Below are 20652 nucleotides of genomic sequence, written 5' to 3' on the forward strand. Positions count from 1 at the left end.
AGGGGTAAGTCAAGAGTTTACTCATGTTGCTACACCAGAGGAAAATGCACATGTAGAAGCTTATCATGGAATACTTAAAAAAGAAGTCTTTCAACGATTTGAGTATAGAACATTTGGAGAGATTCAACAAATACTAAAAAGATATGTGGTTTTCTATAACAACGTAAGGCATCATGGACTATTGGGAAGAATAACTCCTATGGAAAAATGGAACAAAGACAAACACTTAATTTTAATGAAAAATAGAGTAGCATAATTAATAATCCAAATTTAAAAGATTACTCTTGTTTTATAGGGGTCAAAACAACCAGATCAAATAGGAAATACAGAAGATCCAAAAGTTAATTTCGATTACTTTTGGAATATTTTTAATGACTATTATGCTTTTTTTGAAAGACGAAATGTGAATTGGTCTGAGTTTGAAAATGTAAGAGATCAAGTTACTGAAGATAATTTTTATGATATTGTTGAAGAATTAGTATTGCAGTTAAAAGATGGACATGTAAGTGTAAAAGATGAAAATAAAGGTGTAGAAATCGAACCTGGTTTTTCGAATTTAGTAGAAAGATTGAATGAACATCTTGAAGGACCATATCGTATAGAGAATACAGACGACTATTGGGATGTTCTGGATGGAAAAATGAATGTAATTGCAGAAACTTATCTCAAAGGAGAATTCAGTCAAAATGCCAAAGAAAATATGTTTTGGGGATTGGTAACTGATCAGATAGGATACGTTGCAATTCTTGAAATGGAAGATTTTGGAACAAGCCTTGAAAATGAGAGAATCGCTCTAAATGAAGTATTAGATGAAATGATGAATGATTTTGAAAAATCTGGAGTTTCCAAGTTAATTATAGATGTTAGGGCCAATGGAGGAGGGCATGATAAAATTTCATTAGATATCGCCTCTCGTTTTGTAAATAAAAAAATAGTAGTCGGAACAAAAAAGGCAAAACTAGGAGAAGGCTTTACAGAGCCTCAGACAATCTCTATTAGCCCTAAAGGGGGCGTATCAGTTTACAGGAGACATTGCTCTTTTGACTAGTCCTGTCACATCTAGTGCGGCAGAAATATTTACTCTAGCGATGAAAGGTTTGCCGTATGTAAACCTTATAGGAGAGAATACCAATGGAATCCTTTCTGATGAATTAACACATGTGTTGCCAAATGGAGCAAGGATAGTGTTGTCTAATGAGGTGTATAGTGATCCAGAAGGAGCTGTTTTTGAAGCCGTAGGTATGGGGCCAGAAAAAGAAGAAAATAAAGTGCCATTTTTGTCTACTCTAGATTTTGATAACAAAATTGATAGTGGGATAGAAAGGGCTATTGAGTTACTAGGTAATTAATAGGGTGTTTATTTCAAAGTCAAGAAGCAAAAGTCTTTAGTATTGAATGCGTTTCTTGACTTTGTTTGACGTGATAAGAATTTATTAGTGTTATTTCACAAGTTAAAATGATATGAGTTCATTTGCTTTCTCATACACAAGATTTGTTTCCCATCCTCGATATAGTAGGTAATCTACGAGTTTTTTATATTTTTTGTTTTTATCCTGTTCAGAAATGCTGTTATATTTTTTTTCTGCCAGTTCATGAAAGATGATAAAATAATCCTCTTCAGCTATTTCCTTAAGTGCAGTTTTTATATTATAAGGAGATATTTTACGTAATTTAAGTTCTCTGGTAATACGTTGTTTACCCCATTTTTTAATATTAAATTTTCCTCTGGCAAAACTTTTAGCAAAACGCTCTTCGTTTAGGAAATTATGCTCCAAAAGATGTAAGATGATTTTTTCCTTAGCTTCAGGAATCAGTTTCATCGTTCTCAATTTATCTTCAATATCTTTATGGCAACGCTCCTGGTAGGCGCAATAATGTTCCATTTTGTGAGTTGCTTCTGCTACCGTTACAGACTTTATAGGGTACTTATGCATGCAACAAAGGTAAGGCACTTTTGTGATTGAATTCAAGTCATATGAATACAAATCTTAATCAATTAGCTATTATGTGTTTAAGCCAGATCATAAAAATAGAAAATAGTATATTTATCTTTTTGATACTAACCATTTAAAAATACCACACACTTTTGAAACTTAAAAACCCATATACTTTTTTCGATAAATTCTGCCTTAGAACGCCTCTTTTGCCTTTAAATTTTTATTACGATCTAACAAAAAATAAGGAGATAACTACAGAGGTATTTGTTGATCTTTGGAAGAATGATGAGATTAAAGAGGCAATTTTTCTTGCCTCTCCAGAATTGTTTGCTGAGATAGAAAAATGGTTATCAGGTAAGCTCAATGATATTAATAAAACTAAGAGACTTGAATCTTCATTGTTAAAATACATATCCAGAATGAGCTCACGCTGTACTCCTTTTGGACTATTTGCAGGGTGTAGTGTAGGAGCATTTGGTGGTGAAACTATGATTGCTCTAGATGATTACTGGAAGAATCATAGGCAAACTCGATTTGATATGAATTTTCTGGTAGCACTTTCTCAAAAACTAGCAAAAGAAGAAGTTATAAAAAAGCAATTATTGTGGTATCCTAATAATAGCTTATATAAAATTGGAGATCAATATCGATATATAGAATATCGATATAATTCATATAACCAAAGGGAACACTCTATAGAAGCTATAGCGTATACGGGATATTTAGAAACAATACTCAAAACTGCTATTTCTGGTAAAAAGGTTAAGGACTTGGCAATGTTGTTGGTAAATGATGAAATCATCTATCAAGAAGCAGAAGAGTTTATAGATGAGCTTATAAGTAATCAAATCTTGGTAAGTGAGATAGAACCCTCTGTAACAGGAGAAGACTTCTTAGAGCAGCTTGCAAATAGAGTAAGCTACTTAGAAGAAGCAGATGTATTACTAAAAGAAATTCAATATTATCAAAAGTTTTTGAAAGAAATAGATAATAGATTGGGTAATGAAGTTAATAAATACGTAGAACTAAGTGATAGAGTAGCAAAAATGGAGACCCCGTTTGAATTAAAATATCTTTTTCAAACAGATATGTATACAGGAATTCAGTCAAATCAATTAAATATTCGGTGGGGTTATAAGTTAAAAAGGTTATTGCCATTATTAAATAGAATGAGTAATACACCATCAGAAACAAACTTGCAAAAATTTAAAGATGCGTTTATAAAACGATACGAAACTCAAGAAATACCGCTGGCAATTGCATTAGATACAGAAGTTGGTATTGGGTATTTGCAAAACATGAATGCCAGTGATTCTACTTCTTTTTTAGATGATTTATATATTCCTTCAGCTCCTGTTACAACACAAGAAATACAATGGAATCCAGTACAGGAAATAATAGGTCAAAAATTGCAAAGTATCCATAGGGATAATAAATATTTAATGCTTCTAGAAGATCAGGATTTTGACCATTTAGAGCTTAATTGGAATGATTTACCTGATACAATGTCTACAATTGCGCAAATAGCAACAGTGGATGGAGAAGAGAAAATGATATGCTCGTATATAGTAGGCGCTTCTGCCGCAAATTTACTAGGGCGATTTTCTACTGGAAACCATAGCATATTAGAGCATGTACAACAAATTGCGGCTGTGGAACAAGAAATGCATGATAATCAAATACTTGCAGAAATTGTTCATTTGCCAGAATCAAGGACAGGTAATGTGATAAGAAGGGCAACAATACGTGAATATGAAATCCCTTATTTAGGCAAATCTAATCTACCTCTAGAACGGCAATTACCAATAGAAGATTTAATGATATCGGTAAGAGGTAATCAAATTATATTACGCAGTAGAATACTGAATAAAGAAATTATTCCAAGATTAACAAATGCACACAACTACAGTGCAAATGCATTACCTGTGTATCATTTTTTATGTGATATGCAAAGCCAAGGAAGGAGGCAAAGTATTGGTTTTTATTGGAATGAGGTACTGCAAAAACATGCTTTTTTGCCAAGAGTGATATATAAAGATTTTATATTGGCAAAAGCCAGATGGAAGATTACTGTAGCTGATCTTTCCTTTCTAAAAGAGTCAGATGATAAAGAAAGAATGGTGGCTGTAAATGAATGGAGAGCAAATTATAATATCCCCAAGATGGTGCAGTTGATTGATGGGGATAATACATTGCTAATACATCTAGAGAATAACAATTCTATACAGATGTGGATAGATTCTATAAAAAAGAAGAAAGAATGCATTATAGAAGAATTTTTGTTTTCAGAAGAAAGTTCTTCTGGCAATGTAGCGGGGGTGGTACAACAAAAAGGAATGAATTATACCAATCAGTTTGTGATCTCTTTGTATAATCAAGAAAAACTAGAAAGAGCAAGAGAGAAGAAAGAAAAGCTGGGATATGCTGGTAAAGAAGTATTGTTATGAAGATGATAGTAAGTGCAAGTATTATTACCAGAACGGTCACATAAATACAACAACATGAGTACAAAAAGAACATTTATATTAGGAGATGAATGGTTATACTATAAGATATATTGTGGTGCCAGAACATCAGATATACTTCTTACAGAAGCTATAAAACCTCTTGTAGAGTATTTAGTAAAGCAAGATGTGATTGATTCTTGGTTTTTTATACGCTATGGCGATCCTGATTTTCATATTAGAATACGATTTCATATACCAGACATAGAGAAAATAGGGAGTGTTATTCTGCATATTAATAACGCACTACAGAAATATGTAGAACAGCAAGTGGTGTATAAAATACAAACAGATACCTATTTGAGAGAATTAGAGAGGTATGGTGTGAATAGTATAGATGCTTCAGAAAAATTATTTTATTGGGATAGTGCTACTTTATTAGAGGCAATATCGATGATAGAAGATGAAGAATTGTACTTTTTGTTTGTGATAAAAGCAATAGATCGATTGTTGGATAGTTTTGGGTATACAAAAGAGGCAAAACTACAATTGGTGTCGCAAAACGGATTAGCTTTCAAAAGAGAGTTTCATGCAGATAAAACCTTGAATAAGCAATTAGATAAAAAATATAGAGGGTTGAAAAACAAAATAACTTTGTTTATAGAGGAAGCCCATACAGATCAGAATTATGTAATTCTCGATAATCTATTAAATCATAAAGAAGAAAATACATCTGTGTACATACAAGAAATTAAGAATATTCATACCGATAAGAATCTTGAAATGCCATTAGACAATTTGATGAGTAGTTATATTCATATGTTGGTAAATCGTGCTTTTAGGTCAAAACAACGATTTTACGAATTGGTATGTTATGATTTTTTATCACGTTATCATAAAACAAAAGTTAGAAGCAAAGTGTTGATTTAGCGTAAATACGAGAAGTTAGAAAAACAAAAAACCCGACACTTAAAATAAGGTCGGGTTATTTTTATTTTATCATTTCACCATTTTTGTCATGAAAATGATATTCTAAATACGTGTAAGCGTCTCTAGGTACAATTTTTACCCATCTTTTATGGTTAATAAACCATTTGGATCGGGTGGATGGAAATCCTTTTGTTAAAAAAGCTGCAATAAAAGGATGCGCACTAAGCGTTATCTTTTTATGATCTTTTTTAATTAACTTTTCTAATTCGACTTTTATTTTTTCTACCAAAACGATTGGTGCCTCAACCTCACCATTTGTTCCGTTTGGATCAACCTCACGGGTTTTGATATTCATTTCAGGTCGAACGCGTTGTCGTGTTATCTGAATCAAACCAAATTTACTTGGCGGTAATATTTTATGCTTTGCTCTATCGTCTTTCATCTCTTCTCTCAATTGATTGAAGAGAGTTCTTCGATTGTCAGCATTATTCATGTCAATAAAATCAACTACAATAATACCTCCCATATCTCTAAGACGTAATTGTCTTGCTACTTCAGCTGCGCTAATAAGATTTACTTCTAGTGCAGTATCTTCTTGGTTTTTGGCTTTGTTTGATCGATTGCCACTATTCACATCGATTACATGCATCGCTTCTGTATGCTCTATAACCAAATAAGCGCCCTTACTCATCGATACAGTTTTACCAAAACTTGTTTTGATTTGCCGTTCAATACCATATTTTTCAAAAATTGGTATTTTAGGATTATGAAGTTTTACAATAGACTCTTTTTTTGGAGCAATTTCTTGCAAATACTCTTTGATTCTGTTGCAGAGATCTTCTTCATCTACAATAATAGAAGTAAAGGTGTCATTAAAAACATCTCTTAATATAGAAGATGCTCTATTCATTTCACCAAGTACTTTTGAAGGATGATGAGCTTTGTATAATTTCTTACACATACTTTGCCATCGTCCTATTAGATTTTGTAAATCTTTGTCTAGTTCTGCTACTTTTTTGCCTTCTGCTACAGTACGTACGATAATTCCGAAACCTTTAGGCTTGATACTTTTTACAAGCCTCTTTAAGCGTTCTTTTTCTTCTGATGATTCTATTTTTTGAGAAATAGAAATCCGATTAGAAAAAGGCACTAAAACTATATATCTACCAGCAATCGAAAGCTCAGAGCTTATTCGAGGACCTTTGGTAGATATAGGTTCTTTTACTATCTGTACTAGTAGTGACTGGTTTGATTTGAGCACATTGGTAATAATACCATGCTTATCAATATCGTTCTCAAAAGGAAAATCCTTTAGAGAATAGTTTTTTAATTTACCTGTGCTTACACGTTTTATGAATTTAAGTAAAGAAGATACTTGAGGACCAAGGTCATGATAATGCAAAAATGCATCTTTTTCATAGCCTACATTTACAAATGCGGCATTAAGACCTGGGACAGATTTGCGGATTTTGGCAATAAATATATCACCAACAGCAAAATCACTGTCGTCTTCTTCCTTATGTAATTCAATTAGTTTTCCATCCTTTAGTAAGGCAAAATCCGTAGAGGAACCTGACCTAATGATCAATTCGTTGTTCACTCTGATTAGATTTTTATCCCGATAGCTATCGAGATGGATTAAACAATTTTTCACAGGAATTTTTTACAATTCCGTTGAAATAAAACGTACATATAGGTAGTGAATATGCTGTTTTATTTCGATTTCAAAGAACTTAACTTTTTAAATAAAAAAAGTAGTTAGAAACTACTTTTTCTTGTGACGGTTGGCTCTTCTTCGTTTTTTACGCTTGTGCGTAGCTACCTTGTGTCTTTTTCGTTTTTTACCACTTGGCATAGTGTACTTTTTATTTAGTTATTATTATTTTACTTCTACGTTCGTTTTTACACCTTCTACAAATACTTTTGCAGGTTTAAACGCAGGTATATTGTGTGCAGGAATTTTGATAGTAGTGTTCTTAGAAATATTACGGCCTGTTTTTTCTGCCCTGGTTTTGATAATAAAACTACCAAATCCTCTAAGGTATACATTATCTCCACTCTCTAAAGAACTTTTTACTTCTTCCATAAAGGTCTCAACTGTTGCCTGAACATCACCTTTTTCTATTCCTAGTTTTTCTGAAATTTTTGCTACAATATCTGCTTTAGTCATTATATTACCTATTTAGGGGTTTTTAAATTTTCAAGGGGGCAAATATAAGAATTTAAAAACCAAAAAATCAATACTTAAGATGATATTTTCATCTTTAAACGTTTAATTTTGCAAAACTTATAATTTTACTATGATTTTTTCTAAAAAACTCATTTCGTGGTATTTACAGAACAAAAGGGCAATGCCGTGGCGAGAAACCAAAAACCCATACCACATTTGGCTTAGTGAAATTATACTTCAGCAAACCAGAGTAGCACAAGGATTACCATATTATTTGTCATTTACAGAAGCCTTTCCTACTGTTTTTGATCTTGCCAAGGCAAAAGAAGAAGAAGTGTTAAAATTGTGGCAAGGTTTGGGGTATTATTCAAGGGCTAGAAACTTACATACTACAGCAAAATATGTGGCAGATGAGCTAAAAGGTGTTTTTCCTTCTACATATAATGACCTTTTAAAACTTAAAGGAGTAGGTGATTATACAGCAAGTGCAATTGCTTCTATTTGTTATAATGAAGCAGTCCCTGTAGTAGATGGTAATGTATATAGAGTATTATCACGATATTATGGGATCGATACTCCTATTAATACTACTAAAGGAGTAAAGGAATTCAAAGAATTGGCTATAACATTAATGGATCATGAGCAGCCTGCAGAATATAATCAGGCAATTATGGAGTTTGGGGCGTTACAGTGTAAACCTCAAAGCCCATATTGTATTATCTGCCCCATACAAGATAGTTGTGATGCATTAAAAGAAGGAAGAGTACAGTTGTTACCTATTAAAATTAAAAAGCTAAAAATCAAAAAACGATATTTTAACTACTTAGTTTTTTGTGCAGAAAATCAAAAAACAATTATTCAGCAAAGGATAGGTAAGGGGATTTGGGAGGGGTTGTATGAATTTCCTTTAATAGAAGGAGAGAGGGTAGATCATACCACAATTACTTCTGATGATGCTTTTAAAAAAATGATAAAAGGAGAGAAGAGTGAGATAACACCATTTTATGATAAGCCTATAGTGCATAAGTTGTCTCATCAACATTTATATACTCAGTTTTATATTGTAAATTTAGGCGATCCCCCGTCAATTATTCATAATCAAAAACTCATTGATTGTGTCGATATACATAAATATCCCGTTCCTATTTTATTAGGGAAATTTATAGACAGATTTTTTGATAAAAGTTCTATTAAAAAACACTTAAAAAGCATGAGTTAAGAGAAGCGCAAAGCTATTTGTTTGTTATTTTTTATTACATTTACTATAATAAGAAAACTGTTTTTGGGTTAGTTAAAAAAATAAGAAGATCAAGATGGTGTTATTTATCAAGGTTTATTATTTCTTTGCGTACAATAACCCTAATAAAAACTATAAATAAAAATGTCTGGAACATTAAATAAAGTAATGCTTATTGGGCATACAGGAGATGAGGTAAAGATGCATTATTTTGAAGGTGGTAACTGCATAGGCAGATTTCCACTTGCGACCAATGATTCGTATGTCAATAAAAGCACAGGAGAGCGTGTAAATTCGACTGAGTGGCATAATATTGTGGTAAGAAATAAAGCTGCAGAAATATGCGAAAAATATCTTAATAAAGGAGATAAGGTATATATAGAAGGACGTCTTAAGACTAGAAAATGGCAAGATGAGCAAGGAAAGGATAGATATAGTACAGAAATACAATGTACAGATTTTACTTTTCTTACTCCTAAAAATGAGAATCAACCTTCTGAATCTGGACCTCAGAATACGCGTCAAATGAATGCGCCTGCTGTTAATGATAACACGCAGATAGCTCCATCTAATTCACAGAATATGGAAGAGGATGATCTTCCGTTCTGATATGTTTAACTAAACAAAGATAATTTGGACCCTGATCCTGAACTGTTATTTATTTCATTATTCACTTTTGATATTTTGCAAACCATTAATGTGGTGATGCTTGTTGTATTGCTTGTTTTTTCTGCATTAATTTCTGGTAGTGAAGTGGCTCTATTTTCATTGACGCCTACCGATCTTAAAGATGAAGAAAATATCTCTAGGAACCTTAAGATTATAATTAAGTTGCTGGATAGTCCTAAGAAGTTGCTGGCAACTATACTGGTGGCAAACAATTTTATCAATATCGCAATTGTATTGCTCTTTGATGCTATTGGAAAAGTGTATTTCAGTAATCTGGATTATGTTTGGTTGGGATGGATCAATGTAAGGTTTGTGGTAGAGGTAGGGTTGGCAACCTTTTTTATATTATTGTTTGGTGAGATTTTGCCAAAGTTGTATGCTAGTAGAAACAGGGTGAAATTTGCAAAGTTTATGGCGCGCCCATTAGGAGTTTTAGATTGGGTGATTTCTCCAGTAAGTATTCCTATGAGAGGTGTAACTGTAAGGATGCATAGCCAGTTAGGGAAACAAAAATCAAATTTGAGTGTAGATCAGTTATCGCAAGCATTAGAATTGACATCAGATAATGATACTACAGATGAAGAAAAGAAAATATTAGAAGGGATTGTGTCTTTTGGTAATACAGATACCAAACAAGTAATGCGCCCTCGTATGGATGTTTTTGCACTTAATAGTACTTCTTCATACAAAGAAATTCTTCCAGAAATTATAGAAAAAGGATATTCTAGAATCCCTGTGTTTGAAGATGGTATTGATAAGGTTATTGGGATTTTGTATGTAAAAGATTTGTTGCCACATATAAATGAATCTTTTTTTGATTGGATTCCATTATTGAGAGAGCCTTATTTTGTGCCAGAAAATAAAAAACTAGATGATTTGCTCAATGATTTTAAAGACAAAAAAAATCACTTAGCTATAGTTGTAGATGAATATGGAGGAACTAGTGGTTTGATTTCATTAGAAGATATTATAGAGGAAATAGTAGGAGATATTAGTGATGAATTTGATGATGAGGATTTAATTTTTTCAAAACTAGATGATAAAAACTATGTTTTTGAAGGAAGAACAGCTCTAAAAGACTTTTATAAAGTATTAAAACTGGAAGATAATACCGTCTTTGAAGATAAAAAAGGAGATGCAGAAACTATAGCAGGGTTATTACTCGAAATATCAGGAAATTTCCCTAAAAGAGGAGAAACTATAGTTTTGAATCACTACGTATTTAAGGTAGAGTCATTAGATAATAAGCGAATAAAACAAGTGAAATTAACGATCAATGAGGAATAAGATAGTTAGGTTTTTTTTGGTAGTATGTGCTCCAGTTGTATTTTTTTCTTGTGGAGGAGAGGTATTGCCTAAGCCCAAAGGAATGTTACGATTGAGTTATCCTGAATCTAAGTATAGAGAGGTGTTGCTGCCATGTTCATATTCTTTTGAAAAAAATGATCTTTCAGAATTATATCCAGCAAGAAGAAATCAACAATGTTGGTACAACTTGGAATATAAAAAAATGAGAGCAACCATGTATATTTCGTATTATCAAGTTAACAATAATTTGGATTCATTGCTTAGGGATGCTCAGAATCTTACACAAGAACATGTAGTCAAGGCAGATGGGATTATACAAACTCCTTTTGAAAATAAAAAAAACAACGTCTACGGTGTGTTTTATGAAGTTTCTGGAAATGCTGCATCCCCATCCCAATTTTATGTAACAGATAGTATTAATCATTTTATTGTTGGGTCAATGTATTTCAAAGTAAAACCTAATTATGATTCAATACTTCCAGCGGCCAATTATTTGCGTAATGATATGATGCATTTGATGGAAACTATTAATTGGAGATAATAAAAAACATACCAAAAGAGGGGTGTTTTATTAAAAAACTGCCCTTGTGTATCTATAATTTCATCACTTTTGCAACTATAGTAATAGGGAGATGGAAAACACAAAACTAAAATGGATATACCTGGCAGTGTTGTCTTTGGTGTGGGGAAGTTCATTTATTCTTATTAAGAAATCATTGATTGGGCTTACGCCATTACAATTGGGTGCGCTAAGAACATTATTTGCTGCAACCTTTTTGTTTTTAATTGGATTTAGAAGTATGAAAACCATACAAGCTTCCGATTGGAAATGGATAATTATATCTGCCTTTGCGGGAACATTTATACCAGCCTTTTTGTTTGCCTTTGCAGAAACAGAAATCGATAGTGGTATTGCTTCAATACTTAACTCAACCACTCCTCTGGTTACATTGATATTTGGGATATTAATTTTTTCAGTGACATTCAGTAAAAACCAACTTATAGGTGTCATTGTAGGGTTTATAGGCTGCTTAGCACTCATATTAGAAGGGGCTTCGGTAAATCCAGATCAAAATTATTGGTATGCATTATTGGTGCTTTGTGCATCAATTTGTTATGCGATCAATGTGAATATTATAAAACGGTATATGCAGCATATATCTCCTATGGCTATTGCCAATGGAAACTTTCTGGTATTAGTCGTTCCAGCTTTGATTGTATTGTTTTTTTCTGATTTTTTCAAGAGTGATGTGATGCATGACCCTATTGTACATACAAGTTTGGTATATATATCTATTCTTGCGGTTATAGGAACAGGGATTGCCAAAGTGTTGTTTAATAAGTTGGTTCAGATTAGTACGCCAGTATTTGCAAGTTCGGTAACATATACAATTCCTATTGTAGCATTATTATGGGGAATATTGGATAATGAGAAGTTTACACTGTATCAAGTGTTTGCCTCTGGAGTTATTATTCTTGGAGTCTACTTGGCAAATAGGAACAAGTAGTTTTTTAATACACTGAAAAACAATAAATTAACATTTGTTTGTATTTAAAAAGGTTCTGTTTTTCTTATTTTTAAGAAAGAACTTTAAAAGATAGAACTTATGAAAAAATCAACTATTCCTGTAAAATACGGTATTCTCATTGCTGTAGGTCTTGTTATATATTTTTTAATTCTTTCTTTGATAGGGATGCATACAAAACCTGTTTTTAGTATAGGTAATGGTGTTATTATGGCTTTTGGTCTGTATAATGCTATGAAGGATTACAAGCATGAAAAAGGAAAAGAGTTTAAATATCAAAAAGGGTTTATGGCAGGGCTTTTTACGGGATTTAATGCAACTATTCTTTTTACAATGTTTTTTGCAGTATATGTAACGAATATTAATGTAGGTTTCTTGCCAGAAATGCTGGCAAACTGGAGTTCGCATTATCATGTAGGTGTTGGTATTGTTGTGTTTGTAGCGGCAATTATGGGATTTGCTACTACTTTTATGCTCACCTTATCGTTTATGCAGCTGTTTAAAGAAAGCTGGAATTCTAAGAAAAATCACAAATCATACTCTGTAGAGGCTTAAAATGTTTGTCGTTTAATTAATTAGCAGTATATTTGCACCCGCCTATTTAAAAGATAGGCAGTTCTTTATTTACAAAATAATTAATTAAACGTTACGCTATGTACGCAATTGTAGAGATAGCAGGGCAGCAATTTAAGGTTGCAAAAGACCAAAAAGTGTTTGTACACCGTTTAGCAGGAGAAGAAGGAGACAAAGTTTCTTTTGACAAAGTTCTTCTTGCCGCAGATGGAGACAATGTTACTTTAGGCGCCCCAGCTATAGATGGAGCTCAAGTAGGAGCAAAAATCACAAGACACCTTAAAGGTGATAAAGTTATTGTTTTCAAGAAAAAGAGACGTAAGGGGTACCGTGTAAAAAATGGTCACCGTCAATCTCTTACAGAAATTGTTATCGAGAGTATTGTAACTTCTGGAGCAAAGAAAACAGCAACTAAAAAAGCTGAACCAAAAGCTAAAGCAGCAGCTCCTAAGAAAACAGAAGCTAAGCCAAAAGCAGAAAAGAAATCTACTGTAAAAGTTGATGATCTTAAAAAAGTTGAAGGAATTGGCCCTAAAATTGCCGAAATATTCAATAGTGCAGGGATCAATACATTTACAGATCTTGCAGGAACAGATGTAGAAAAACTAAAAGAAATTTTAGGAGAAGCAGGTTCTCGTTACGCTTCAAAAAACCCAGGATCATGGCCAAAGCAAGCAAAAATGGCTGCTGACGGTAAATGGGATGAGTTGAAAGAATGGCAGGATAACCACAAAGGTGGTATAGAAAAATAAACGTTTAATTTTTTTACCAAATCACTATCTTAGCTTAGACTTAGATAGTGGGTAAAATAAAAAATATGTATTATGGCTCATAAAAAAGGAGTTGGTAGTTCAAAAAACGGTAGAGAATCAGAATCGAAACGCTTAGGTGTTAAGATATTTGGTGGACAAGCTGCCGTGGCTGGAAACATCATTGTAAGACAAAGAGGTACAGCCCACAAGCCAGGTGAAAATGTATACGCTGGTAAAGACCATACCCTACACGCAAGAGTAGATGGTGTTGTAAAATTTACTAAAAAGAAAGATAATAAATCATATGTTTCAATAGTTCCTTTTGAAGCATAGAGAATTTTTTCTTTGTAATATAAAAAAACCCTTTCAAGTTAACTTGAAAGGGTTTTTTTATATAGCCTTTCTTTGATAATGCGTAAGAGGCTGATTCTCAAATTTTATAAATTAAGTATTTAAAATTTCTTTTTTTTTATTAAAAAAGAAATACCTTTAGTAGTGTTAAATTTAAAAACCTAATTATGAAAAAGTTATTGTTGTTTACAATGCTAATGACTCTTACATTTTCTTTTGGACAAAAGCGAAAAGATATAGAGGGAAGTATTAAAAATTTAAAAGGAATTACAGAATACAAGTTAGTTTTTGATTATGAAAACCTTAAAGTTCATAAATTTAATACAGAAGAAGAATTTTTGAAAGATAAAATGGATAAGCGAGAAGAGAAGAATGTTGGTGGTGGAGAGAAGTTTAAAAAATCTTGGTTTGCTGATCGCGAAAATTTATATGAACCAAAGTATATAGAGTCTTTTAATAAGCGTTTTGATGGTGGGGCTGTAAAGGTTGGAAAAGATATAACAAATGCTAAATATACAATGAAGGTTAAGACAACGTGGATTTATCCAGGTTATAATGTTGGCGTTGTAAAACAGCCATCTAAAGTAAATGCAACAATCATTATATACGAAACAGCCACTCCTGATAAAGTAGTGTTCTCTACAAAATATTTTAAGGTTCCTGGAAGTAATTTTTATGGAGCCGATTTTAATTCGGGATACAGAATAGCTGAGAGTTATGCCAAATTAGCAAAAGAAATGGCAAAATACATTCTTAAAAAGGCAAAGTAATAGTAATACCATTTCCAACTTAAATTTAATCAATAAAACCGCGCCTTTTTGTCTAATGTTTCAAAATAAAATACAACCATAGCCCTGCTATGCTTGATTTTTCTTTTTTATCTAAGTCAAAAATTCATCATTTTTCTTATGAGTAAATTTAAATCAGAACTGGTATAATCTGGAAGCTTAAAATTACTAACAAAAGAAAGCAAAACAATAAAAAAAGTCTCTTGAAAAGAGACTTTTTTTATAAAATCAGATGCTTTTTTTAGTATCTGTAATATTCTGGTTTAAATGGCCCTTCAACGGTAACACCAATATATTCTGCTTGATCTGGTCTTAGAGTTTCTAGTTCTACTCCTAGACGTGCCAAGTGTAATTTTGCAACCTTTTCATCAAGATGTTTAGGTAACATATACACTTCATTTTTATAGTTTTCTTTGTTGTTCCAAAGTTCTATTTGTGCCAAGGTCTGGTTGGTAAATGAATTACTCATTACAAAACTTGGATGTCCAGTAGCACAACCAAGGTTTACCAAACGACCTTCAGCAAGAATAATGATATCTTTACCATCAATAGTATATTTGTCAACCTGAGGTTTGATTTCGTCTTTTGTATTTCCGTAATTGTCATTTAGCCAAGCCATATCTATTTCATTATCAAAATGACCGATATTACAAACGATAGCTTTGTCTTTTAGTGTCTTGAAGTGTTTTCCTTGTACAATATCTTTGTTTCCAGTAGTAGTAATAACAACATCGGCATTACCAATTACAGTTTCTAGTTTTTTAACTTCAAAACCGTCCATTGCAGCTTGTAGTGCACATATAGGATCAATCTCAGTAACAGTTACTATAGACCCAGCTCCTTTGAATGAAGCAGCAGAGCCTTTACCAACATCTCCATATCCACAAACAACTACACGTTTACCTGCGAGCATTGTATCTGTAGCACGTCTAATAGCATCAACAGCACTCTCACGACACCCGTATTTGTTATCAAACTTTGATTTGGTTACAGAGTCATTTACATTGATGGCAGGCATAGGTAACGTTCCGTTTTTCATTCTTTCGTATAAACGATGTACACCAGTGGTTGTCTCTTCAGATAAACCATTGATACCACTAACTAGTTCAGGATATTTATCTAATACCATATTGGTAAGATCACCACCATCATCAAGAATCATGTTAAGTGGTTTTCTATCTTCACCAAAAAATAAAGTTTGCTCAATACACCAGTCAAATTCTTCTTCGGTCATTCCTTTCCAAGCATATACAGGTATACCTGCATCTGCGATAGCAGCAGCAGCTTGATCTTGAGTAGAAAATATATTACAAGAACTCCATGTAACTTCTGCGCCTAGAGCTTGAAGTGTTTCTATCAATACAGCTGTTTGGATTGTCATGTGAAGACAACCTGCAATACGAGCACCTTTAAGAGGTTGCTCATCTTTGTATTCTTCACGAAGAGACATTAATCCAGGCATCTCTGCTTCGGCTAATTCGATTTCTTTTCTTCCCCAGGCAGCCAAAGAAATATCTTTTACCTTGTAAGGAACATAAGGTACTGTTTTGGTACTCATAGTTTTTATTTTATGTTTATAAAGCGCATTCTGGTATTTTGCGCTAATTTGTTCTAAATTCGCCTTTCGAAAAAATTAGAAAAAACTTCTTTTTTCGGTTTGCAAAGGTACGTAATAACTTTAAGAATCTAAATGCCTCTTTACAAAACTATAACAGTAGATCAAAGCACTAATGTGTTGATTTGGAAGATCGAAGAATCGTATGAGTCTTTGTGTGAAGGAATAGAATTAACAACACATTGCCAAAATAGAGTAAATGGCATGAAATCAGAGATGCATCGCAGAGCTTTTATGAGCGTGCGACATTTGCTAGCTATATTTGGGTATACCGATCATGATCTTTATTATGATGAATTTGGTAAACCACATCTCACAGATGGTAAGCAAATATCGATTACCCATTCATATGAATTTGCAGGAGTTATTGTTAGTGATAAACCAGTAGGGATTGATATCGAAAAACAAAGAGAAAAAATACAAAGGATAGCACATAAATTTGTAAACGAATTCGAAAACGAATCAATAATAAAACAAGATTCTGATAAAACTCGAGCTCTTACGGTAATATGGGGAGCCAAAGAATCATTATATAAACTGTATGCCACTGCAGGATTGAGTTTTGAGCAACATATTTTTATCTCACCGTTTGAATTAGAATATCCTTTCATTTATGGGGCTATTAGTTATAAGGATCAAATTAGTCATTACGACATGAGTTTTTTGGAGTTTGAAGGCTTTACATGTGTATATGCTCAACAAGCTGTAGAAGAGTAATGCGATTTATGGTATAGAAGCTGTGATAGATGTTTAAAAACAATATTTGTTAAGTAGATTTCTATGAGATATTTTAGGTTTAAATTATTGACAATACTTACTTTCGTAGTTTTGTAACTATATATTATTATAAAGACGATGCAAGTATCAATAGAGCTGACCCTAACTCCACTTCAAAATAATTTTGAAGAACATATCATGCGTTTTATAAAATGTTTACGTGCGTCTGATTTTACAGTTTTAGAAAACCCTTTAAGTACTCAGGTTTATGGCGAGTATGATAAGTTGATGATTTTTCTTACTCAGGAAATAAAAAAAGCATTTGGTGCTATGGATCATGTTTTAGTACATATGAAAATGATAAAAAGTAATAGAAGCGATTATGAGCCCTTTTTTTGATTTTTTCTTCGGACAGTATTCAGAATATTCAAATTTGCATATAACACTTGAAATTATTGCTGCATTTTTAGGATTCTTAAGTGTGCTCTTTGCTTGGTTTAATAAGATATGGGTGTACCCGGCTGGGATCATAAGCACTTCTATTTATGTGTATTTGTTATTAGAATGGTCCTTACTGGGTGATATGATGATTAATGTGTATTATTTTATAATGAGTATTTATGGATGGTATGTGTGGACTCGAAAAGTAAATGAAGTAAGTGTTACCCCTATTTCTAAAACAACTTCTGAAGAAGATAACGTAGCTATAATAATATTTATTATGACGATCCTTTTTGTATTTGGGGTTTATGTTGTTTTTGATAAACTGAATGATTGGCCAGCATATATTGATACTTTGACTACAGCAATATTTTTTGTTGGAATGTGGCTCATGGCAAAAAGAAAAATAGAGAATTGGATATTTTGGATTATTGGAGATATTATTTCGGTGCCATTATATTTTTATAAAGGATTTACATTTACAAGTCTACAGTATTTATTATTTACCGTAATTGCAATTTTTGGATATATTACATGGAAGAAAAACTTAGACAACACCCCAGTGATTGCATAAGAGTAGTGCTGTTTGGCCCAGAATGTACTGGTAAAACTACACTATCCCAGCAATTGGCATCATATTATGATACACAATGTGTTTCTGAGTATATGCGGGAATATCTACAAGAAAAATGGAATAAAACTAAAAAGGTATGTGTTTTTGATGACCTAATCCCTATTGGAGAAGAGCAAATGAGATTAGAAAATGAAGCAGCTACAAAAGCAAATAAGATTTTGTTTTGTGACACCAATCTTTTAGAATTAAAAGTGTATTCAGAAGCTTATTATGATGGAGCAGTACCTGAAAAACTTAACAAAATTTCATTAGAAAATGTTTATGATTTGTATCTTTTGACTTATATTGACATACCTTGGGTTGCTGATGACCTGAGAGATAAGCCCCATGAGAGAGAGGAAATGTTTTTGAGATTTAAAGAATGTCTAGAGCATAATAATCTTCCGTATATTGTTATAAAAGGAGACAAAACGTCTCGTTTTGAGCAAGCAATAAGACATATTAGCCAACTAATAATATAGAAAAGTGAATATAACAGATAAAGATATAAAGTTAATCAAATCAAAAGGGTTAACCGTAGATAAAGTGTTTTCACAAATAGAAATTTTTAAGAATGAGATTCCTTTTGTTGCTTTACGAAGTGCTGCAACATTGGATAACGGGATTTTAAAACTATCAGAACATTATCAATCAGAACTTACTAAGTTATATGATTCTAGGGTTGAAAATCTAGAGACAATAAAGTTTGTGCCCGCTTCTGGTGCAGCGACCCGGATGTTTAAAGATTTGTTTAGATTTCTTGATAACTATGACTTTAAGAAAGAGAGTCTAAACTCTTATACTAATCACGAAAAAGCAAACGCAATACGACTTTTTCTTATAGGCCTAGAGAAGTTTCCGTTCTATGCCACAATTATGGAAAAGGTAAAAAATGCATATCCAAAATTTCAATCTCTCTCTGAAGGAAAACAATTGTATATTTTTGTAGAAATGATGCTAAAGGAAAAAGGTTTGAATTATGGTACTTTTCCTAAAGGGTTATTTCCTTTTCATAAATATACAGATAGTGTTTCAACCTCTTTTGAAGAACATTTGTATGAAGCAGCGGGATATAATACTAATGATAAAGGAGAATCAGCCTTACACTTTACTATTTCCAAAGATCACCTCGAAGCTTTTAAAGAAGAGTTTGAAAGAATTAAAAAAAGAGTAGAAAAAAAGACCAATACAAGTTTTGGAATTACATATTCTTTTCAAAAATCAGAAACAGATACTATAGCGGTAACAGAGGATAATGAACCTTTTAGAAAAGAAGATGGTTCTCTTTTGTTTAGACCTGGAGGGCATGGGGCTTTGATTGAAAACCTTAATGATTTGGATGCAGATATTATTTATATAAAAAATATAGATAACGTTGTGGTGCGTAAATATCAAGATGAAGTTTCTGCCTATAAGAAGATATTAGCAGGTAAATTGACCGAGGTTCAGGATGAGGTGTTTAGAATATTAAATGCAATTGATCAAGAGAATCCATCAGAAGCAGAATTGATAGATATAAAGAAATTCTTGGTAAAACAGCTTAATGTGAGATTACCATTGGATTTTGATAAATTTTCTGAGAAATATAAACTTCAATTCTTGAGAGAATCCCTAGATAGACCTATTCGTGTTTGTGGAATGGTAATTAATGAGGGAGAGCCAGGTGGAGGACCGTTTTGGGTTAAGGATGAAAATGGAAGGCAGGTTTTGCAAATTATCGAAGCCCCTCAAATAGATACGTCAGACCGTAGACAAGCTGATATTCTGGGGCGTGCAACCCATTTTAACCCAGTAGATTTGGTGTGTGGAGTGCGAGACTATCAAGGCAAGAAGTTTGATTTACTTCAATATGTAGATCCTGAAGCTGGATTTATCACAGAAAAAACGATGGATGGCAAAATCCTAAAAGCATTAGAACTTCCTGGATTATGGAATGGAGCAATGTCAAATTGGATTAGTGTTTTTGTAGAAGTGCCTCTTACAACGTTTAACCCTGTAAAGACAGTAAATGATTTGCTTAAATCGGCTCATCAGGTAACACTTTTTTCATGAATACTTCGGTAATTATTAATGAATTAAAGTTTAAAGCTATTAGAAGTTCAGGGGCAGGAGGTCAGCACGTAAATAAGGTGTCTTCAAAAATTGAATTAACTTTTGATATAATGACATCAAAAGGATGTACCGATGATGAAAAATTAAGACTCTCTCAAAAATTATCTTCACGATTGACCAAGTCAGGAGTTTTATTATTACAATGTGGTGATAGTAGAAGTCAGCATAGGAATAAAGAGATGGTAATAAAAAGGTTATTAGACGTACTTAGAGCTAATCTTCAAATACCTAAAAAAAGGAAGCCAACCAAACCTTCAAAAGCTGCTATAAAAAAACGCGTAGAAGACAAACAAAAGAAGTCATTAAAGAAAGCAAATCGCAAAAAACCACTTTTCTAAAAAATCGAGTAATATTTCTACACTTTTGTGTGGATTCTACATGTGTAACTGTTTTTTGTTGAATACGCTTTTATTTTTAATAAACTGAAAACCAGTATTTTGTGATGTTTGTTGTGAAATAACTGTGTTTG

24 protein-coding genes are annotated in these 20652 nt (G+C 32.6%); 20 read left to right on the forward strand and 4 right to left on the reverse strand.

The genetic code is table 11. The features are described from left to right. The 3 genes from CVD18_RS09500 to CVD18_RS23355 form a co-directional block, all read left to right on the forward strand. A partial coding sequence (locus tag CVD18_RS09500) for an integrase core domain-containing protein (RefSeq protein WP_146052742.1) occupies window positions 1-256 on the forward strand: 256 nt, incomplete at its 5' end. Between the two features lie 147 nt (window positions 257-403). Then, window positions 404-1048: a S41 family peptidase gene (locus tag CVD18_RS23350; RefSeq protein WP_103865207.1), complete on the forward strand. Its 645-nt coding sequence runs from the start codon at window positions 404-406 to the stop codon at window positions 1046-1048. Continuing rightward, the gene (locus CVD18_RS23355; protein ID WP_158250421.1) at window positions 1041-1349 is read left to right on the forward strand and encodes a S41 family peptidase; all 309 of its coding nucleotides are present in this window, start codon (window positions 1041-1043) and stop codon (window positions 1347-1349) included. The genes CVD18_RS23350 and CVD18_RS23355 overlap by 8 nt, the downstream gene beginning before the upstream one ends. Window positions 1350-1451: 102 nt before the next feature. Here CVD18_RS23355 and CVD18_RS09515 read toward each other — a convergent pair whose 3' ends face one another. After that, entirely contained in the window at window positions 1452-1934 is a 483-nt protein-coding gene (locus tag CVD18_RS09515; RefSeq protein WP_103865209.1) for a regulatory protein RecX, read from the reverse strand. 209 nt (window positions 1935-2143) lie between these two features. Between CVD18_RS09515 and CVD18_RS09520 the strand changes: the two genes are divergently transcribed. Beyond that, window positions 2144-4384: a lantibiotic dehydratase family protein gene (locus tag CVD18_RS09520; protein ID WP_158250422.1), complete on the forward strand. Its 2241-nt coding sequence runs from the start codon at window positions 2144-2146 to the stop codon at window positions 4382-4384. Window positions 4385-4438: 54 nt separating this feature from the next. After that, window positions 4439-5311, forward strand: coding sequence for a thiopeptide-type bacteriocin biosynthesis protein (locus CVD18_RS09525; RefSeq protein WP_103865211.1), 873 nt, complete (start codon window positions 4439-4441; stop codon window positions 5309-5311). 61 nt (window positions 5312-5372) lie between these two features. Here the strand turns inward: CVD18_RS09525 and CVD18_RS09530 are convergent, their stop codons facing one another. Then, window positions 5373-6911 (reverse strand): ribonuclease E/G, encoded by a 1539-nt coding sequence (locus tag CVD18_RS09530; protein WP_103865212.1) that lies wholly within the window; start codon window positions 6909-6911, stop codon window positions 5373-5375. 279 nt (window positions 6912-7190) lie between these two features. Further along, on the reverse strand, window positions 7191-7481 hold the full coding sequence (locus CVD18_RS09535) for an HU family DNA-binding protein (RefSeq protein WP_024768281.1): 291 nt from the start codon (window positions 7479-7481) through the stop codon (window positions 7191-7193). 130 nt (window positions 7482-7611) lie between these two features. Here CVD18_RS09535 and mutY point away from each other — a divergent pair, with 130 nt between their 5' ends. The 9 genes from mutY to CVD18_RS09580 all read left to right on the forward strand — a co-directional run bounded on the left by mutY (window position 7612) and on the right by CVD18_RS09580 (window position 14667). Further along, the gene (gene mutY / locus CVD18_RS09540) at window positions 7612-8700 is read left to right on the forward strand and encodes an A/G-specific adenine glycosylase (protein WP_103865213.1); all 1089 of its coding nucleotides are present in this window, start codon (window positions 7612-7614) and stop codon (window positions 8698-8700) included. A gap of 162 nt (window positions 8701-8862) precedes the next feature. Then, the gene (locus CVD18_RS09545) at window positions 8863-9327 is read left to right on the forward strand and encodes a single-stranded DNA-binding protein (protein ID WP_103865214.1); all 465 of its coding nucleotides are present in this window, start codon (window positions 8863-8865) and stop codon (window positions 9325-9327) included. A gap of 24 nt (window positions 9328-9351) precedes the next feature. Continuing rightward, complete coding sequence (locus CVD18_RS09550) at window positions 9352-10674, forward strand: gliding motility-associated protein GldE (protein ID WP_233194517.1); 1323 nt, start codon at window positions 9352-9354, stop codon at window positions 10672-10674. Then, the gene (gene gldD, locus CVD18_RS09555) at window positions 10664-11236 is read left to right on the forward strand and encodes a gliding motility lipoprotein GldD (protein WP_103865215.1); all 573 of its coding nucleotides are present in this window, start codon (window positions 10664-10666) and stop codon (window positions 11234-11236) included. The genes CVD18_RS09550 and gldD overlap by 11 nt, the downstream gene beginning before the upstream one ends. 91 nt (window positions 11237-11327) lie before the next feature. After that, entirely contained in the window at window positions 11328-12203 is an 876-nt protein-coding gene (locus CVD18_RS09560; protein ID WP_103865216.1) for a DMT family transporter, read from the forward strand. Between the two features lie 99 nt (window positions 12204-12302). Then, a complete protein-coding gene (locus CVD18_RS09565; protein ID WP_103865217.1) occupies window positions 12303-12776 on the forward strand; it encodes a DUF4199 domain-containing protein in 474 nt (157 codons plus the stop codon). 98 nt (window positions 12777-12874) lie between these two features. Further along, entirely contained in the window at window positions 12875-13546 is a 672-nt protein-coding gene (gene rplU / locus CVD18_RS09570) for a 50S ribosomal protein L21 (RefSeq protein WP_103865218.1), read from the forward strand. 72 nt (window positions 13547-13618) lie between these two features. Next, window positions 13619-13879: a 50S ribosomal protein L27 gene (gene rpmA / locus CVD18_RS09575; protein ID WP_103865219.1), complete on the forward strand. Its 261-nt coding sequence runs from the start codon at window positions 13619-13621 to the stop codon at window positions 13877-13879. A gap of 185 nt (window positions 13880-14064) precedes the next feature. After that, a complete protein-coding gene (locus tag CVD18_RS09580; protein ID WP_103865220.1) occupies window positions 14065-14667 on the forward strand; it encodes a hypothetical protein in 603 nt (200 codons plus the stop codon). A gap of 259 nt (window positions 14668-14926) precedes the next feature. On the opposite strand, the gene ahcY is transcribed toward CVD18_RS09580, so the two are convergent. Next, window positions 14927-16243: an adenosylhomocysteinase gene (gene ahcY / locus CVD18_RS09585; protein WP_103865221.1), complete on the reverse strand. Its 1317-nt coding sequence runs from the start codon at window positions 16241-16243 to the stop codon at window positions 14927-14929. 132 nt (window positions 16244-16375) lie between these two features. Here ahcY and CVD18_RS09590 point away from each other — a divergent pair, with 132 nt between their 5' ends. The 6 genes from CVD18_RS09590 (at window position 16376) to arfB (ending at window position 20521) form a co-directional block, all read left to right on the forward strand. Next, a complete protein-coding gene (locus CVD18_RS09590) occupies window positions 16376-17017 on the forward strand; it encodes a 4'-phosphopantetheinyl transferase superfamily protein (protein ID WP_103865222.1) in 642 nt (213 codons plus the stop codon). 138 nt (window positions 17018-17155) lie between these two features. After that, window positions 17156-17416, forward strand: coding sequence for a hypothetical protein (locus tag CVD18_RS09595; protein ID WP_103865223.1), 261 nt, complete (start codon window positions 17156-17158; stop codon window positions 17414-17416). Then, the gene (gene pnuC, locus CVD18_RS09600; RefSeq protein WP_103865224.1) at window positions 17400-18032 is read left to right on the forward strand and encodes a nicotinamide riboside transporter PnuC; all 633 of its coding nucleotides are present in this window, start codon (window positions 17400-17402) and stop codon (window positions 18030-18032) included. Before CVD18_RS09595 ends, pnuC begins: the two co-directional genes overlap by 17 nt. Further along, a complete protein-coding gene (locus CVD18_RS09605; RefSeq protein WP_103865225.1) occupies window positions 17993-18553 on the forward strand; it encodes an AAA family ATPase in 561 nt (186 codons plus the stop codon). Before pnuC ends, CVD18_RS09605 begins: the two co-directional genes overlap by 40 nt. Window positions 18554-18557: 4 nt before the next feature. Beyond that, entirely contained in the window at window positions 18558-20123 is a 1566-nt protein-coding gene (locus CVD18_RS09610; RefSeq protein ID WP_103865226.1) for a DUF4301 family protein, read from the forward strand. Next, window positions 20120-20521 (forward strand): alternative ribosome rescue aminoacyl-tRNA hydrolase ArfB, encoded by a 402-nt coding sequence (arfB, locus tag CVD18_RS09615; RefSeq protein WP_103865227.1) that lies wholly within the window; start codon window positions 20120-20122, stop codon window positions 20519-20521. The genes CVD18_RS09610 and arfB overlap by 4 nt, the downstream gene beginning before the upstream one ends. Window positions 20522-20652: the final 131 nt, after the last annotated feature.

This window comes from Aquimarina sp. I32.4 (genome assembly GCF_002924285.1).
In the GTDB taxonomy this organism is placed as follows: domain Bacteria; phylum Bacteroidota; class Bacteroidia; order Flavobacteriales; family Flavobacteriaceae; genus Aquimarina.

Excerpts from the sequence above, each read along its gene's own strand:
- CVD18_RS09535 (WP_024768281.1), bottom strand. The coding sequence starts at position 7,481 with ATGACTAAAGCAGATATTGTAGCAAAAATTTCAGAAAAACTAGGAATA.
- rpmA (WP_103865219.1), top strand. The coding sequence starts at position 13,619 with ATGGCTCATAAAAAAGGAGTTGGTAGTTCAAAAAACGGTAGAGAATCA.
- pnuC (WP_103865224.1), top strand. The coding sequence starts at position 17,400 with ATGAGCCCTTTTTTTGATTTTTTCTTCGGACAGTATTCAGAATATTCA.
- CVD18_RS09560 (WP_103865216.1), top strand. The coding sequence starts at position 11,328 with ATGGAAAACACAAAACTAAAATGGATATACCTGGCAGTGTTGTCTTTG.
- ahcY (WP_103865221.1), bottom strand. The coding sequence starts at position 16,243 with ATGAGTACCAAAACAGTACCTTATGTTCCTTACAAGGTAAAAGATATT.
- CVD18_RS09605 (WP_103865225.1), top strand. The coding sequence starts at position 17,993 with ATGGAAGAAAAACTTAGACAACACCCCAGTGATTGCATAAGAGTAGTG.
- CVD18_RS09565 (WP_103865217.1), top strand. The coding sequence starts at position 12,303 with ATGAAAAAATCAACTATTCCTGTAAAATACGGTATTCTCATTGCTGTA.
- CVD18_RS09580 (WP_103865220.1), top strand. The coding sequence starts at position 14,065 with ATGAAAAAGTTATTGTTGTTTACAATGCTAATGACTCTTACATTTTCT.
- gldD (WP_103865215.1), top strand. The coding sequence starts at position 10,664 with ATGAGGAATAAGATAGTTAGGTTTTTTTTGGTAGTATGTGCTCCAGTT.
- mutY (WP_103865213.1), top strand. The coding sequence starts at position 7,612 with ATGATTTTTTCTAAAAAACTCATTTCGTGGTATTTACAGAACAAAAGG.
- CVD18_RS09515 (WP_103865209.1), bottom strand. The coding sequence starts at position 1,934 with ATGCATAAGTACCCTATAAAGTCTGTAACGGTAGCAGAAGCAACTCAC.
- rplU (WP_103865218.1), top strand. The coding sequence starts at position 12,875 with ATGTACGCAATTGTAGAGATAGCAGGGCAGCAATTTAAGGTTGCAAAA.
- arfB (WP_103865227.1), top strand. The coding sequence starts at position 20,120 with ATGAATACTTCGGTAATTATTAATGAATTAAAGTTTAAAGCTATTAGA.
- CVD18_RS09590 (WP_103865222.1), top strand. The coding sequence starts at position 16,376 with ATGCCTCTTTACAAAACTATAACAGTAGATCAAAGCACTAATGTGTTG.
- CVD18_RS09595 (WP_103865223.1), top strand. The coding sequence starts at position 17,156 with ATGCAAGTATCAATAGAGCTGACCCTAACTCCACTTCAAAATAATTTT.
- CVD18_RS09525 (WP_103865211.1), top strand. The coding sequence starts at position 4,439 with ATGAGTACAAAAAGAACATTTATATTAGGAGATGAATGGTTATACTAT.
- CVD18_RS09545 (WP_103865214.1), top strand. The coding sequence starts at position 8,863 with ATGTCTGGAACATTAAATAAAGTAATGCTTATTGGGCATACAGGAGAT.